At 39.6% G+C, this 16065-nt stretch carries 16 protein-coding genes; 5 read left to right on the plus strand and 11 right to left on the minus strand.

From position 1 onward, the window contains the following. Nucleotides 1-10: 10 nt before the first annotated feature. Both IL356_RS17515 and IL356_RS17520 read right to left on the minus strand, forming a co-directional pair. Nucleotides 11-958, minus strand: coding sequence for a phosphoribosylaminoimidazolesuccinocarboxamide synthase (locus IL356_RS17515; protein ID WP_121850735.1), 948 nt, complete (start codon nt 956-958; stop codon nt 11-13). Between the two features lie 42 nt (nt 959-1000). Further along, complete coding sequence (locus IL356_RS17520) at nt 1001-1954, minus strand: PhoH family protein (RefSeq protein WP_121849397.1); 954 nt, start codon at nt 1952-1954, stop codon at nt 1001-1003. A gap of 127 nt (nt 1955-2081) precedes the next feature. On the opposite strand from IL356_RS17520, the gene IL356_RS17525 reads away from it, so the two are divergent. The 4 genes from IL356_RS17525 (at nt 2082) to dnaN (ending at nt 6674) form a co-directional block, all read left to right on the plus strand. Continuing rightward, nucleotides 2082-2912: an SAM hydrolase/SAM-dependent halogenase family protein gene (locus tag IL356_RS17525; protein ID WP_121849398.1), complete on the plus strand. Its 831-nt coding sequence runs from the start codon at nt 2082-2084 to the stop codon at nt 2910-2912. Nucleotides 2913-3026: 114 nt separating this feature from the next. After that, nucleotides 3027-3758, plus strand: a complete 732-nt coding sequence (gldF, locus tag IL356_RS17530) for a gliding motility-associated ABC transporter permease subunit GldF (protein WP_121849399.1) — start codon at nt 3027-3029, stop codon at nt 3756-3758. Beyond that, a complete protein-coding gene (gene gldG / locus IL356_RS17535) occupies nt 3758-5422 on the plus strand; it encodes a gliding motility-associated ABC transporter substrate-binding protein GldG (RefSeq protein WP_121849400.1) in 1665 nt (554 codons plus the stop codon). Before gldF ends, gldG begins: the two co-directional genes overlap by 1 nt. A 133-nt stretch (nt 5423-5555) precedes the next feature. Further along, entirely contained in the window at nt 5556-6674 is a 1119-nt protein-coding gene (gene dnaN, locus IL356_RS17540; RefSeq protein WP_121849401.1) for a DNA polymerase III subunit beta, read from the plus strand. Nucleotides 6675-6751: 77 nt separating this feature from the next. Here dnaN and IL356_RS17545 read toward each other — a convergent pair whose 3' ends face one another. After that, nucleotides 6752-7117: a DUF4870 domain-containing protein gene (locus IL356_RS17545; RefSeq protein ID WP_121849402.1), complete on the minus strand. Its 366-nt coding sequence runs from the start codon at nt 7115-7117 to the stop codon at nt 6752-6754. A gap of 66 nt (nt 7118-7183) precedes the next feature. Continuing rightward, complete coding sequence (locus IL356_RS17550) at nt 7184-7636, minus strand: hypothetical protein (RefSeq protein WP_121849403.1); 453 nt, start codon at nt 7634-7636, stop codon at nt 7184-7186. Between the two features lie 142 nt (nt 7637-7778). Here IL356_RS17550 and mnmE point away from each other — a divergent pair, with 142 nt between their 5' ends. After that, complete coding sequence (mnmE, locus tag IL356_RS17555) at nt 7779-9191, plus strand: tRNA uridine-5-carboxymethylaminomethyl(34) synthesis GTPase MnmE (protein WP_121849404.1); 1413 nt, start codon at nt 7779-7781, stop codon at nt 9189-9191. Nucleotides 9192-9551: 360 nt separating this feature from the next. Here mnmE and IL356_RS17560 read toward each other — a convergent pair whose 3' ends face one another. From IL356_RS17560 to IL356_RS17585, 7 genes are all read right to left on the minus strand, one after another. Beyond that, nucleotides 9552-9986, minus strand: coding sequence for a c-type cytochrome (locus tag IL356_RS17560; RefSeq protein WP_121849405.1), 435 nt, complete (start codon nt 9984-9986; stop codon nt 9552-9554). A 150-nt stretch (nt 9987-10136) separates the two neighbouring features. After that, nucleotides 10137-10817 (minus strand): hypothetical protein, encoded by a 681-nt coding sequence (locus IL356_RS17565; RefSeq protein WP_192466573.1) that lies wholly within the window; start codon nt 10815-10817, stop codon nt 10137-10139. 360 nt (nt 10818-11177) lie between these two features. Beyond that, nucleotides 11178-11567, minus strand: a complete 390-nt coding sequence (locus IL356_RS17570; protein WP_121849407.1) for a hypothetical protein — start codon at nt 11565-11567, stop codon at nt 11178-11180. Nucleotides 11568-11850: 283 nt separating this feature from the next. Beyond that, the gene (locus IL356_RS17575) at nt 11851-12495 is read right to left on the minus strand and encodes a DUF2975 domain-containing protein (RefSeq protein WP_121849408.1); all 645 of its coding nucleotides are present in this window, start codon (nt 12493-12495) and stop codon (nt 11851-11853) included. Between the two features lie 155 nt (nt 12496-12650). After that, nucleotides 12651-12770, minus strand: a complete 120-nt coding sequence (locus IL356_RS20330; protein ID WP_380085216.1) for a hypothetical protein — start codon at nt 12768-12770, stop codon at nt 12651-12653. A 606-nt stretch (nt 12771-13376) separates the two neighbouring features. After that, entirely contained in the window at nt 13377-14876 is a 1500-nt protein-coding gene (locus IL356_RS17580) for a DUF1593 domain-containing protein (RefSeq protein ID WP_121849409.1), read from the minus strand. 10 nt (nt 14877-14886) lie between these two features. Next, on the minus strand, nt 14887-16062 hold the full coding sequence (locus IL356_RS17585) for an alpha/beta hydrolase-fold protein (RefSeq protein WP_121849410.1): 1176 nt from the start codon (nt 16060-16062) through the stop codon (nt 14887-14889). Between the last annotated feature and the right edge of the window lie 3 nt (nt 16063-16065).

The following is a 16065-nucleotide window of genomic DNA, read 5'->3' on the forward strand; positions in this document are numbered from 1 at the left end:
CCCTTCCCTATTAATCTAAATACGAAAGAACATTCGTTTTAATACGTTCTTGTATGTTTGAAATATCGGCCTTTATAAAAGTGGTTCCGGTGATATTCTCATAAAGTTCAATATACCTCTCAGATACCGATTCAATATACTCATCGGTCATTTCCGGTACTTTTTGCCCCTCTAGGCCTTGAAAGCCATTTTGAATAAGCCATTGGCGCACAAACTCTTTCGACAACTGTTTTTGAGGCTCACCTTTGGCTTGCCTCTCTTCATACCCTTCCTCATAAAAATACCTAGAAGAATCAGGAGTATGTATTTCATCGATAAGAACGATTTCGCCATTTTTGGTTTTCCCAAATTCGTATTTGGTATCGACTAAAATTAGTCCTCGTTCGGCGGCAATCTCCGTTCCCCTTTGAAAAAGAGCGTGGGTATACTTTTCCAGAATTTCATAATCTTCTTCGGAAACAATACCACGTTTCAAGATATCTTCCCTTGAAATATCCTCGTCATGGTCTCCTTTTTCCGCCTTGGTAGCTGGAGTAATAATTGGTTGGGGAAACTTGTCGTTCTCTTTCATTCCCTCGGGCATCGGAACTCCGCATAGTAATCGCTTACCAGCCTTATACTCCCTTGCTGCATGGCCAGACATATAGCCTCTTATAACCATTTCGACTTTAAACGGTTCACATGCGTGGCCTACGGCCACATTGGGGTCGGGGGTTGCCACTAGCCAGTTGGGCACGATGTCTTCGGTAGCCTTCATCATCTGCGTAGCTATCTGATTGAGTATTTGCCCTTTGTAAGGAATACCTTTGGGCATAACCACATCGAATGCAGATAATCGGTCGGTAGCCACCATCAACAAGGTATCGTCTTCAAGCGTGTACACTTCGCGTACTTTGCCTTTGTACACCTTCTTTTGACCTGGAAAATTATAATTGGTATCTGTGATAGTATTGCTCATTGCTTGCGCCTGTAACAACTACAGAATTTGAGATAGTTAAAATTAATTTTGGTGTTCAATGGTCTTATAGGCATCGATTACCTTTTTGACCAGCTTATGGCGAATCACATCTTTGTCATCTAAATAAACAATGCCTATGCCCTCGGTATTCTTGAGAATAAGCAATGCTTCTTTTAAGCCAGAAATTACACGCCGTGGAAGGTCGATTTGCCCTGGGTCGCCTGTTATCAAGAATTTGGCATTCTTGCCCATACGCGTCAAGAACATCTTCATTTGTGCATGCGTGGTATTTTGGGCCTCGTCTAGAATAACAAAGGCATTATCCAATGTACGCCCGCGCATAAAAGCCAAGGGAGCGATCTGAATGGTGCCGTTTTCAATCAGGTGGGTCAATTTCTCTGCCGGAATCATATCCCTCAAACCATCATACAATGGCTGCATGTAGGGATCCAGCTTTTCTTTAAGATCTCCAGGTAAGAAACCAAGGTTCTCCCCTGCTTCCACCGCAGGTCGTGTCAAAATAATTCGTTTGACCTGTTTTTCCTTTAGGGCCTTTACCGCAAGTGCTACGCCTGTGTAGGTTTTACCCGTACCTGCCGGACCGATGGCAAAGACCATATCGTTCTTTTTGGCGGTATCGACCAACTTTCGTTGGTTGACCGTTTGCGGCTTGATAATACGCCCGCTCACCCCGTGCACCAGTATTTCACCGCTACCCTCAGGTGATTCGTAATCTGACGATGTCTCGCTGGTCAGTACCCTTTCGATAATATTCTCGTCAATTTTGTTGTACTTGGCAAAATGGGCGGTAAGCATATCAAAACGGCTATCGAATTCCTCTAAAAGTTCTTCGTCACCGTACACTTTAATTTTGTTGCCACGTGCCACAATTTTCAGCTTGGGAAAGTACTTTTTTAAAAGGTCGATGTTTTGGTTTCTTTGTCCAAAAAACTCCCTAGGGCTGATTTCGGTGAGTTCTAATATGAGTTCGTTCAAAAAGAAAAGTGTTAAAATTAAAGCCCTGCTATAATTATTTCGCTTGGCTGTTTTTTTGTCCTAATTTTGTTTAACAAACTTAACGAAAATTCAGTTTTCCTAACTAAAAACATATCAACATTGCTGCATGGCAATAATTACGCTTACTACAGATTTTGGACTTAAAGACCATTTCGTTGGTGCATTGAAGGGTACTATTTATAGAGAGTTGGCCGATGCTACTATTGTTGATATTTCACATCAGGTAAGTCCGTTTAATATTCAAGAGTGCGCCTATATTCTTGAAAACTCGTACAAAAGCTTTCCTGACGGAACCATTCACATTGTTGGTGTCGACTCTGAACCTACCCCTGAAAATCAGCATATCGCCGTTTTGGTCGATGGGCATTATTTTATTAGCGCTAACAACGGGGTCATAAGCCTGATTACTTCTGAAAAACAACCGGAAAAGGTGGTGCAGGTCAATATACCCAACCCGATTCACGGATCTTTTCCAGTAATGGACGTGTTCGTGCAGGTCGCCTGCCATATTGCCCGTGGCGGCACTTTAGAGGTGGTAGGTAGACCTTTTAACCAATTACGCGAACTTCGAGAGTTTACCCCTACGGTTACCGATAACGGAAACAAAATTATCGGCAGTGTCATTTACATTGATAATTATGGCAACGTAGTGACCAATATTCACAAAAATTTCTTTGAAGCCTACCGCAAAGGGCGAAGTTTTGAAATTCAGGCACGAAGTACCAAGGTAAGCCGCATTCATAACAAGTACAGCGACATTATCAACTTTGAACTGGACAAAAGTCAACGCAAGGGTGCCGGTGACCTGTTGGCCCTTTTTAATTCGGCCAGCTATATTGAACTGGCTATTTATAAAAGTGACTTGAACACGGTAGGTGGAGCCTCTACCCTATTGGGCCTCGATTATCGCGATACGGTAACGATAAGTTTTGATTAAATGCAACTTAGAGGTTTTCAGGTTCTAAAATGTTTTTAAATTTGAAGGTTTAGGATGTTGGCATGTTATTTTCGAATGCCTCTGCCCCAAAAAACCACCTAACAGACACAATTAATGTTCGCCATATTTAAACGCGAGATACAATCATTTTTTACTTCGCCTATCGCCTATTTGGTCATTGGCCTCTTTCTGGTTTTGAACGGTCTCTTTCTTTGGGTTTTTAAAGGAGATTATAACATTTTTGATTATGGCGTAGCCGATTTGAGCAAGTTCTTTCTTTTGGTGCCATGGGTGTTTCTCTTTCTAATTCCGGCCATTACCATGAAGAGCTTTTCCGAAGAAAGGAAATTAGGCACTCTAGAATTGCTGTTTATCAAACCCCTAACCATATCCAGCACTATTCTTGGTAAATTTTTTGGCACGTTGGTATTGGGTATCATGGCCTTGATTCCCACCTTCATACACATTTTTGCTATTGGACAAATGGGAATGACCGAGGGCAACGTAGATATGGGCCCCGTTATTGGTTCTTATTTTGGCACTCTATTTCTAATGTCATGTTACACCACTATCGGCCTATTTGCATCGACCCTTACCGAAAATCAAATAGTTGCCTTTATTATTGGAGTAGTGCTCTGTTTTTTAATGTTCTACGGCTTCGAAGGTCTTTCGACAATGATGGAAGATGGCCAAAGCGCCCTTCTTACCCAAAGTCTAGGAATGAAATTTCATTTTGATAGTATTTCATTAGGTGTTTTAGATACGCGGGATTTATTGTATTTCATATCGGTGGCTGCGTTTTTCCTGTTCATGACCCTACAGCAACTTAAAAACATGAGCAGGTAATGAAAAAAATATTCATCCATACCGCTATTGCTATTCTTGCCTTGGTTGTAATCAATTTGTTGGGCAATTATGTATACACCCGTTTTGATTTGACCGAAGATAGGCGTTTCACCTTATCGGACGCCTCTCTCAATGTGGCCAACATTTTTGAAAAACCTGTTATCGTAGATGTTTTATTGGATGGAAAGCTACCTCCTGAATTTGCAAAACTTCGAACCGAGACCCGACAGATTTTAGAAGAATTTGCTTCGGAAAACAGCAATGTAAAATTCAATTTTGTCAATCCTATTGAGGATGCTTCCCAGTCGGAAAATGTGATGGCCGAACTTCAATCGTTAGGCCTAACTCCCGCCCAGATTACTGTTGAAGATAACGGAAAAGTATCACAAGAAATTCTATTCCCGTGGGCGCTGGTCAACTACGAAAACAAAACGGTCAAAGTACCCCTTTTAAAAAACAAACTCGGTTCGAGCAGCGAAGAGCGTGTCAATAATTCGGTACAACAATTAGAATATGCCTTTACCGATGCCTTTTCTAAAATCACCATTAAAGAGAAAAAGCAAATAGCGGTTATCAAGGGCAATGGCGAGCTCGATGATATTTACCTTGCCGATTTTTTGACTACGCTACGTGAATATTACAATATTGGGGCCATTACCTTAGATTCGGTCGAAACGAACCCCCAGGGTACTTTTGACCAATTGAAAAATTATGACCTGGCACTCATAGCCAAACCCACCCAAGCCTTTTCCGATAAGGAGAAATATGTCATGGATCAATTTATGGTCAACGGTGGTAAATCGGTTTGGCTTATCGATCAAGTAACGATGGAACTTGATAGTCTTTTAAATGAGCAGGGCAAGGCCATCGCTTTGCCACGTAATCTTAATTTGACCGATTTATTTTTTCGTTATGGGGTGCGCCTGAACCCTGACTTGGTAAACGATCTCTATTTTACGCAGATAGTGCTGGCCACCGGTGACGGTAATAATTCGCAGTACAACCCTGTGCCATGGTATTACAACCCTATGGTCTTTCCTAAAACGGACCATCCTATAGTCAATAATCTAGAGGCCATGAGGTTTCAATTTGCGGGATCGATAGACACCCTCGCCAATGAATACCAAAAAGAGGTGCTGCTCTCCAGTTCCCCATTATCAAAATTGGAAGGAACCCCCAAGGAAATCGATTTAGATATCATCAACCGTCCGCCAAAAAAAGACGACTACAACAATGGCAATAAACCCATGGCCGTTTTGGTTTCCGGCAAATTCAATTCAGCTTATAAAAACAGGATAAAGCCACTGCAATTAAAAGGGGCTTTAGATGAGGGTAAGGAAAGTGAACTCTTGTTGATATCAGACGGAGACCTTATCAAAAATCAATTGCGCAACGGTCGCCCCTTGGAGTTGGGCTATGATAAATGGACGAATAATTACTTCGGAAACAAAGAATTTTTATTGAATAGTATCAATTATATGCTAGACGATAAAGGACTTATAAACATTCGAAGTAAAAAAGTGACCATTCCATTTTTAGACCAAAAGAAAGTCGCCGACCAAAAGACCATGTGGCAAGTATTGAATATAGGGCTTCCAGTGGTTTTAATCGTTTTGTTCGGCCTCTTGTTCAACTACCTTCGAAAGCGTAAATACGCTAGTTAGATGTTAATAAGTTTGTTTCGATAAAAAGCACAATTCAAATATCTTTGTTTGTCTTGTATTTTAAGGTGTTTCTTATTCTTAAATAGACAATTTAGAGCATTATATACCACAAAATTGAAATAATAATCTTCCAATGAAGTTCATAGTATCCAGTACTTATCTCTTAAAACAGTTGCAAGTCTTGGGGGGTGTCATCAACAATAGTAACACCTTGCCGATATTGGACAATTTTCTTTTTGACCTAAAACAGAATGAACTAACCGTATCTGCATCAGATCTTGAAACTACGATGAGTTCTGTACTTAATGTAGATTCTGATAACGAGGGTACGATTGCCGTACCAGCCAAGCTTCTTTTGGAGACCCTAAAGACCTTTCCTGAGCAACCATTGACTTTTGTTGTTGAGGATAACCATACGGTCGAAATAAGCTCGAACCACGGTAAATATGCCTTGGCGTATGCCGATGGGGCCGAGTTTCCAAAAGCGGTAGAATTGGCCAACCCTAGTTCTACAACAATAATGGGCGATATTTTGGCTACCGCTATAGACAAGACCATTTTCGCTGCCGGCAACGATGATTTGAGACCGGTGATGAGCGGTGTTTTCTTTCAGTTTTCGACCGAGAGTTTGACTTTTGTTGCTACCGATGCACATAAATTGGTCAAGTATCAGCGTACCGACGTAACTGCATCGCAGGTTGCCGAGTTCATTATGCCCAAAAAGCCTTTGAACCTTTTAAAGGGAATATTGGGAGGCAGTGAATCTGATGTGGTAATTGAATACAATGACAGCAATGCCAAATTCAGCTTCGAGAATACCGAGTTGATCTGTCGTCTTATCGATGGTAAGTATCCGAATTATGAAGCGGTAATTCCTAAAGAGAATCCGAACCAACTATCTATTTCGAGAACGCAGTTCTTGAGTTCTGTAAAGCGTGTGGCTATCTTCAGTAACAAGACCACTCACCAAATCAGATTAAAGATTGCGGGTGCCGAACTTAATATTTCTGCCGAAGACATCGATTACAGCAATAAGGCCGAAGAGCGCTTGACCTGTTCGTATCAAGGTGATGATATGCAAATAGGTTTCAACAGCCGTTTTCTGACCGAAATGCTGAACAATTTGGGTTCCGATGATGTTTCCCTAGAAATGAGTTTACCTAACAGAGCAGGTATCTTGACCCCAATTGATGGATTGGATGAAGGTGAGAGCGTGACTATGTTGGTAATGCCCGTAATGCTCAACAGCTAGATATATACAAATCTTGATAAATAAAAAAGCCTTGGTCAAACCAAGGCTTTTTTGTATCTGATGATTAAATCAATCTTTTAAGGGATAAATCTAATGGTCATAAAATTAATGGGTGATTCGTCATTACTAGCTTTTACGGCGTTGACTATGGGTATAACAAAGGCAACTATGGCAATAAAGATAAGACTTAAAATTCCCAAGCCGAAAAGTAGAATTGCCGGAATACTCAAGAATGTAAACAACAGCATACTTAACTGAAAATTGATGATGGACTTACCATGTTCATCCATACCGTGTACCGAGTCTTTCGTGACCAACCAAATGATCAAGGGTACGACAAGACCGCCAAAACCTGTTACGTATGTCAATAATTGTGATAGATGAGTCAAGACCAACAACTGATTGTTGTTTTCAAGGGCCCTGTTTTGATTGATGATTTCCATTATCCTTTTGATTTTAGGGTTATACCTATAAGACGCTCTAAGAATCAAAATGTTACAAACAGCCCGTTAGCTTCTCTTTAATTGAAGTTCCAATTTTCTAAGCTTTTCTTTATCCTTAATGGTACGCAGCCTTTCCTTCTCGATTTTTCGGTCGATTTTGTCAATATCGTTGGGCGAAAGCTTCCCTTTGATTTTATCAAGCTCCATATCTTCCTGTAAATCATTGATTTTACGCTCTCTTTTGGCAATGTCTTTCTTCTTGTCAACAATTTTATCCTTCAGGTCTTCCCTTTTTTTGGCAGCTTTTTCCTTCTTTTTCAAGGCTTTTTCGGCTTTCTTGGCTTCCTTTTCCGCCTTTTTGGCCTCCTTCTCTGCTTTTTCAATCTCTGCCTGAAGCATCTTTGCCTGTTCGGCCTGCTCGATTCTTAACAAAGAATCGTTTTTGACCTCTTCTTGGGCATATGAGAACGATATGCAAAGGGTAAAAAAGGCGCAAGCAGTATATAAACGTAAGTTCATTTAATTGTATATTTATTGTTATTCGTGATTCGAAGGTATATATTTTCTAAGTTGCCGACGATGGGTTTTAACTCTTTTTTTAACGCAAAAACGAGGGCTGCGCATCAATTCTATTTTAGCTAATTTTGCCCAAAAGAAGCACATGGTCACAGATGATACGATTATAGCCCTTGCCACACCTTCAGGTGCCGGTGCCATTGCAGTTATAAGAGTTTCGGGAAAAAACGCCGTAAAAATTACAGCTCCTCTTTTTCAATCTTCGTTCGGCAAAAATTTAATGGAGCAGCCAAGCCATACCATACGATTGGGGCATATTGTAGAAGACGGCAAAATCTTGGACGAAGTCTTGGTATCCGTTTTTAAAGCCCCACACTCCTATACCGGCGAAAACGTAGTGGAAATTTCATGTCATGGCTCTAATTACATTCAACAGCAGATCATACAATTATTTCTACGTAATGGATGCCGCACCGCGCAACCCGGAGAGTTTACACTTAGGGCCTTTTTAAACGGTAAAATGGATTTAAGCCAGGCCGAGGCCGTTGCCGATCTGATAGCCAGTGACAATGCCGCATCACACGAAATTGCCATACAACAGATGCGTGGGGGGTTCAGCAATGAAATAGCCGAACTGCGTACCGAACTACTCAATTTTGCTTCGCTCATCGAACTTGAGCTTGATTTCTCTGAAGAAGATGTTGAATTTGCCGATAGAACGCAATTTAAAAACCTATTGGCGCGAATAAGGGAAGTTTTGAAAAGATTGATAGCGTCTTTTGCTATGGGCAATGTTATCAAAAATGGTATCCCCATTGCCATTGTGGGAGAACCTAATGTAGGTAAATCAACTTTGTTGAATGCCCTTCTGAATGAAGAGCGTGCGCTCGTTTCCGACATTGCAGGAACTACCAGAGATACCGTGGAAGACGAGATAGCCATTGGGGGCATCGGTTTTCGTTTTATCGATACGGCAGGTATACGTGAGACTGAAGACGTTGTGGAAGGTATGGGCATTCAACGGACTTTTGAAAAAATCGAAAAATCGCAGGTTACCTTATTTTTAATCGACTCCCTACAGATTCTCACCTCATCTGAACGTCAAGAAAGTCTTATCGGTTCTTTGAAGAAAATCAAGATGGACCACCCGCAAAAACCTATTGTGGTGGTGGCCAATAAAAAAGATCAGTTGAGTGAAGAACAAAACGATGCCATCACTCAAATGTTAGATCAAATTGATGGAATTACTTTTCAAATACTATCGGCCAAGACCAAAGTGGGTGTTGAAGAACTGAAAGACACTCTTTTGAGCTTTGTGAATACGGGTGCCCTGAGAAATAATGAAACTATTGTTACCAACTCCCGTCATTACGATTCCCTTATTAAAGCCTTGGAAGAAATCGAAAAGATACAACTCGGTATGGACCAAGGTCTCTCTAGCGACCTTCTAGCAATTGATGTACGAGAGGCATTGTACCACTTGGGCGAAATAACTGGGCAAGTGACGAACGACGAGCTCTTAGGCAATATTTTCGCCAATTTTTGCATCGGCAAATAGACTTGCTCTTCTTTGTTATTTAGGATGGATTAGATGGCTAAAAAGGGGTAATCTAGTAGGTTAATTGCCATCATTTATTGAACTTTATCGGAAGCTTCCATTTCATTAATCATTTTCGGTAAAAAAGGGAAGGCTTTAAACAGGGTTTGTCTTTGCTGGTATTCAGAATATACTTTGATTCAGGTTTATTTCTTAATTCAACAGTTTTAGTTATGCCGTTTTTTGGCTTTTTTACTTGTCCACAAGTGGTACGGAACTAACAGTATCAACGAATTTGGTTATGGTTGTATATGGTTCAGGTTTAAAATAGGTTTCAATATCACTCTAGTTGAATGAGCATCTATGACCAATGAGCCGTCACTACCTACTTTTTGCTGCAATTATGTAATTGTAAATATTTCTAGTGTCTACACTATCTAGATTCTTAAAGGTATGGGCGATGGCCAAATGTGAGAAATCAGCATAAGAACCAATTTCAGTTTGATATTTATCTCCGTTCTTAATTAATGAATCTTGTTTGGTAATAAAAAGATGAAAATAAGTTCTTTCCATTTTAGAGTCTAATCTTACCAGTAAATCAGGGTCGCTAATTCCTCCGGATCTATGACATGCTGCACAATTTATATTAAATAATCTACGCCCTTCTGAATAATCGGCCAATGGGTCATCTACAATATCAACAACCGTAACCTTTTTGATTTCCTTTTCAGAATTCAATAGATAAAAAAGTAATCCTGCAATAACAATTACAAAAGTTAGAAATGAAAGAGATAGGTACATAATTCGATTAATCATCTTTAATCATCAAATTGTTTTTAACGGTTTGTTTACCAGAAGTTGCGGACTTTTCCAATAAAATGTCCGCTGACTTTAAAGATAGGTTGCAAAGGATTCCGTTCAGGAAATCCTGCCACAATGAATTATAGCCCGTGTTAGCTGTAGTTTTTATTTTTTAAGAATATTTAGAATGTCCGCTACTAAATATAATCCGCACACTGAGATTCCAAAAAATGCATGTGTAACTTTTCCATTTGGAAGTATTTCGGTGATACAGAAATAGATTACTAAAACGCTTATGGGATAGAAAAAAATCCTTGTCAAAATTTTTTTAAAGGTCCATTCATTTTCTTTTGCAATTTCTTTTTGGGGCTTTCCAACAAACTTTTCTGGAAATTTTTCTTTCTCAATATTTTCGATGGTCTCTTTCAGTTCCTCTACCATTATTTTTTTCTCCGATTTAGATGCTTTTCTCATGATTAGGAATAGCACTAAAGCAACAAATAGGATAAAAACAGACCCGAGCCAACCCTTCATGAATCCATTTCCCAAAATTGGTAATAAGGAAAAAATTCCAATCATAACCATTGCTATTTTGTCAAATAGCTTACCAAACGGATTTAATTCAGATTTAATTCCAACAAGTTTGTTTTCAGAGTCAAATTGAAGATGAAATATAGGATAACCACCTCTTAACCAATGTGAAGAATACCATAATAAAATTTCTTTTTCCCTAATTTCTCCACTATATCTATGATTTTTTATAAAAAACATATCATTGAAGTGAGTCTTTAGATTGCTCTTTTTTGGGTCAAGTACTAATTCTTCAATGTCCGCTTTTTCAATCATTCTGTTTTTGGAAATTACAGCTAACGTAGTAGTATAGATCATATTATCTATACTTATTTTATGTGAGGAACTAAGATAAAATAAATCTGACTCGGTTGGTGGGCACTCTTGGTAATCCTTTATTTGTACTTTCCTTTATAATGCTATGAATTGTCAGATGTAAAAAGGGGAGGGCTACAAATTTGATTGCGACTAAGGTTAGAGTATGAGTAATTGCATTACATTTGTGTTTGTTGTGTGTAAGTTGGCACTCCGCCAAAACGGAAAATGTTTACCTGAGACTATAGATAATTGACTACAACGAATTCCGTTTAAGAAATCTAGCTGCAATTAATCATGCTTCATGTTCCTATTTCGTATTCAATCACTTACATATTCGTTAATGAAGCAATCATTACAATAATCAATTAAAGTTAACCTGTTTTCCTCCAATTCATAGAATTGTGTAATTCCTAAGGGGTCTGGTACTATCAGTTCACGAGATTCGCCATTAGTATCTATTAACTCAATGGTATATTTAACTTTGGAAATTAAATTACCATTCGTAAAATATTTTATGGAATCAGATGATACTATAAGTTTTTGAATCTCTCCTGTGGATTCAGGAGTATAAGTAATTTGTGCTAATCCTCCTGTTGATTTTACCCACCTCCATTCTCCGATTATAGTCGTTCTTATTTCTCTGCTATCATCATTAGAGCAATTCGTGTACATCAGTACAACTAATGTTAGAAACAATATCCTTTTCATACAGAAATTGGTTTTCTTCGAAGATGTTATTGTGATTAAAGGGTTGCTTCTAAATACACCACAACGTAGTAGTATAAATCATATGATTTATACTTGTTTTATGTGTATGCCTAAGATAAAATAAATTGGCTGTGCCAAGTGGGTGCTTTTGGTAATACTTTAATTGACCTTTTCTTTAAATATTGAAAATGAAGATTACATGACTTTGATGCCCTAACGTCAGTTTTGGATTTCACCGCAGGCAACCGTGCTTCTAAGCCCCCTAAAACCCTTTTTAGCGGAGTTAAATAGTCAAATCATTTTCCAGTTTTAATTGAGAGCCAATTCGAAAAGCTTCGGCAATCAGCCACAGAAAAAGAAAAAAGAATACCGACTGAAAGGAGGTAAATGTAAAAAGGTTGGTACTTGCAAACTTAAGACCAGGGTATTCCAATTTATCATAAAGATATGATGAAGCAATAATAGTGGACAGTCTATCGAAGAAAATACACCCTATTCCCAAAAAGGCGATTGACCGCAAGCGTATGGCGTTTTCCGTAATTAAAAAGTCGCCCAATTTTGCCGATTCTAAAATTCTAATCGTCAACCTCAAACCAAAGAGCACACAGAAGTAAGCAAGCAATGAAATACTGCTGTAGCCAATCAAAAAACCCAGAGGCACCTGATCTAGGCCAATCACTCCCATAGCATGATTTAAATTGAAGGTTGTACCTGTAATCTGCTCTGACATATTATAGAGTCCGTTTTGGTCAAGAGAGAACATTACGGTAAAGCCCGTCGGAAAAGAAGGAGAATCAGTAAAAATCGAAATGACGGTGAAGAGTATATACAATGCAAGGCCCAGTATCATCGTAAGAAAGCCTATTTGAAAAATGATTAATAGAAAATTAATCAACAAACCCTTATGTAATCTATTCTGAAGTACCATATCATTTGATTTAATTACCGTAAAGTAATAATTATTTATTGAAAAACAATAAATTTATAATGGTTTTATCACATAGATATGAGCTGAAGCATATACTTAGGATATCCCAAGTAAGAATTGACGACCTTTTGACTTTTTGAGCCTCTTATTTAATTCTACTTCACGGTAACAATTACTCTTTGGTAACAGGTAAAAGCGGGAAAACCCGCATCGGTGCGCCCCACAATAACGTGATATTCTCCCCCTTTCCTTGCTTCTTTCGGCAAAGTTACCATGGCCACATCCTCTTCTTGTTAGTATTCAATAACTGCAGTACCATCACCTTCTTTTGAATGGGACCAAACGGGTCTGTGAGGGTACTTAATATCAATAGTCCAACTTTTTTTGAAAATTTGGGATAAATGAGTTTGAAAGGAAATTGCAACTACATTCTTGCTATCGAAACCTTTCTACACTTCTCTATTTCCATTCATTTCTTTTGCTTGTCCAAAAGAAACGAACCAAAGAAAAGGACAGTTCACCACAGAAATTTTTACTGCCTACAACCTATTTCGAAACTCGGCCATCTAGCTGTGATTTAGTTAAGCTAAGGCGAAGATTTCCCAGAAATAATGACTGTCAAGCGGAAGTGCGTCCGCCAGAGGCGGAAAGAGCATGAAGCGCAAGACGGGAATGTTTTATCCGTAGGATAAAATTTCCTTGAAATCTTCTTGATTTTGTTGGCCACCGCTTCAACTGGCACCATATCTCAAATGCAAATCTTTGCATTTTCGGTACGGTCCTGTATCAAGACAAAATGAATGAATAACAAAACTCACCCCTTCCGTCCTACGAAGCAGAACACCTTCCCCTAACCAGGGGAAGGAGCTTTACACTAGTCTTTATTTAATAGTAATGATTACTCGCTGATATCTGGTCAAAGATGGGAAACCCGCATCACTACCCTCAACAATCACATGATATTCTTCACCTGATTTGGCGGTTTCGGGCAGTTGCACCGTTGCCTGTTCCTTTTCAATATCATAAGTTACTTCCGCTGCTCCGTCTCCCGCTTCGGCATAATTCCAAACCTTGAACGAAACCCCATGACCATCTGGGTCGGTGTAGCCTGGGGTCAAAGTCAACTTTTCACCTGCCGTGGCTGTTAAATTGGTGCCCTCTTCCACTTTAATTTCGGGGGCATGATTGGCCTCTTCAAAAGACTGCAACGCCCAATCGGCTCTGGCGGCAAAATCTAACTGCATGGCTTTAATCCAACGAGTTTGTGGGTAACTGGTGTCCATTTCCCCAGTTTCAGGATTCAAATCAGAAGCTGTTTCGCCATCTTCATAGCGATACTGATTTTCGGCAGATTGCTCAAAACGACCACTCCATCCGCCTCGCGATGGGTCCTCATAATTGGCCAAACCCACGTCTACCAAATGTAAAAAGGCAGGCGAATCTCCTTCCGAAATAAAGTCATATTTTGAAAAACTACCGCGTTCGGTCTTGGTGATTTTTGAAATATCTCCTTCAAAATGGTTGGGGTCTCCTGCTTGTTTTTGTCCGTCACCATACGAATAGTATTTTTCGAACAACGAGCCATGACCGTTAATAATGTTAGGCCCCATAAAACTACCTTCTAAATAAGGTTGTTGACTTTTGGGCACTACCATTTTCCAAGGGTAGGCAAAACACCAAAATTGATTGGCATTGTAGAATACACGTATCTCTGGCCAGTTTGGGCCAATGTATTTTTTATAGGTGGCATCTTGGTCCATAATGGTATAAATAATGGCCTTTTTTGATACCTTAGCCTTGATTTCCTTCCAATTTCGTTTTTTGGAATAATCTTCTTCTATTGATTTTAGGGCGCGAGCTATCGTGTTAGTCCCTCCCCAAGCTTGTAAGAAGATTTCCCGAGGGTCATCATCCAATAACTTTTCAGCAATCCATTTTGAACCTTCAGTACGTTGGCCCATTTCACCTTCAAAATCAATGTTTCCTACTTTCACCAAATCCAATAGCGCTTCCGCGGAAGGATAACTTTCATCATGTAACAACAAATTTGAATGCACCTTACCATATTCGGTCAATAATTCTTGCATCCACGTTGTACCGGGCCAGCGTAAATCGGTCAAATCTTTCCCATAAATGTTTCGGGTCATCTCCATTTCAGAAGTAAACTTGGTTCCTTTACCGTCGCCTTTCCAATGCCACATTGAACTTGAATACACCAAACCTTCGGTATCAAACTCGTTGGTGTACATTAGGTAACGAATAAAGGTGTCTACATCATCAATTTCACCATCAGTTGTTACAATGGTTCTTTTGGGCAGCTCTTGTGCCTTTACCGGTAGAAATGCAAATGCAATAAGTACTATTAAAAGGTAATTTTTCATTTTTGTAGACTTACTTAAACAATTGTGGTGTGATTTCGGCCAAATACATACGCCATGATTGCCAATCGTGCGTACCCTTGTTTTCGCGATAGGTATATTCAAAATCAATAGAGTCGTAAAGCTGACGTAATTTCACCCCTGTTTCGTACAAAAAATCATCGGTGCCCATACCTATCCAATACATTTTAGGGTTAGCCTTTTTCAAAGCTTCGAGCTGCGAAATATGAGCCTCTTTATCATAATCAGCGTCAGTACTGGCATTGAAGGACGAAAACAAGCCCATACTCATCACCCCAATATATTTGAACATCTCTGGGTGACTATTGGTTATGTTCTGAGTCTGATATCCTCCCATTGAGAAACCGGCAACTGCCCTTTTTTCCGGGGATGGATCTATTCGAAATTCACTCTCTACAAACGGAATGATATCGTTCACCAGACTTTTTTCAAAGCGTTGTGATGCCATTGAGCCGATGCCTGCTTCGACCTTAACTTCCGGATTTCGACTTAAGGGCGCGGCGGAAGTATCAGGGTTGCCATTTGGCATCACCACTATCATTGGTTCTGCCTTACCGGATGCTATTAAATTATCTAAAATAAAATTGGTTCTTCCACGACTTAACCAACATTCTTCGTCACCTCCGCCCCCATGTAATAGGTAGAGGACTGGATATTTTTTATCGCCATACTTATAATTTGGTGGCAAATAAACGTGCATACGCCTAGTACTATTCAAAGTAGGCGAATCGTACCATACAGAACGAATTTCGCCATGCGGAACGTTATTGGCCAAATATACCGAAGCACCTTCTCCGGGTATCTGTAGCATATTCATGATCCATGCGCCGTCACGAGTAACCATTTTATTATTAGGGTCCAATGCCGATACCCCATCGATTACATATTCATATTCATAGACGTTCGAAGGAAGTGGACCTACCTTTGCTTCAAAAATTGAATCTTTCTTAATCATATCAATACGTTGAGAAGGATCCCATGATCCCCAAACAACCACGCTTTTGGCCAAGGGCGCTTTGATTCGAAATTGCACCGAATTGTCTTCAAGTATCTCTAAAGCCTTATAATCCGGTTCGGTGCGTTGTGCCTCTAACAGATTACAGGCGATGAGAAAGAACAATGAGGGGCCGAGAAACTTGATTTTGATTAATAGATTATTTTCTTTCATAGT

The sequence above is a fragment of the Euzebyella marina genome, assembly GCF_014855515.1.
Classification (GTDB): Bacteria; Bacteroidota; Bacteroidia; order Flavobacteriales; family Flavobacteriaceae; genus Euzebyella; species Euzebyella marina.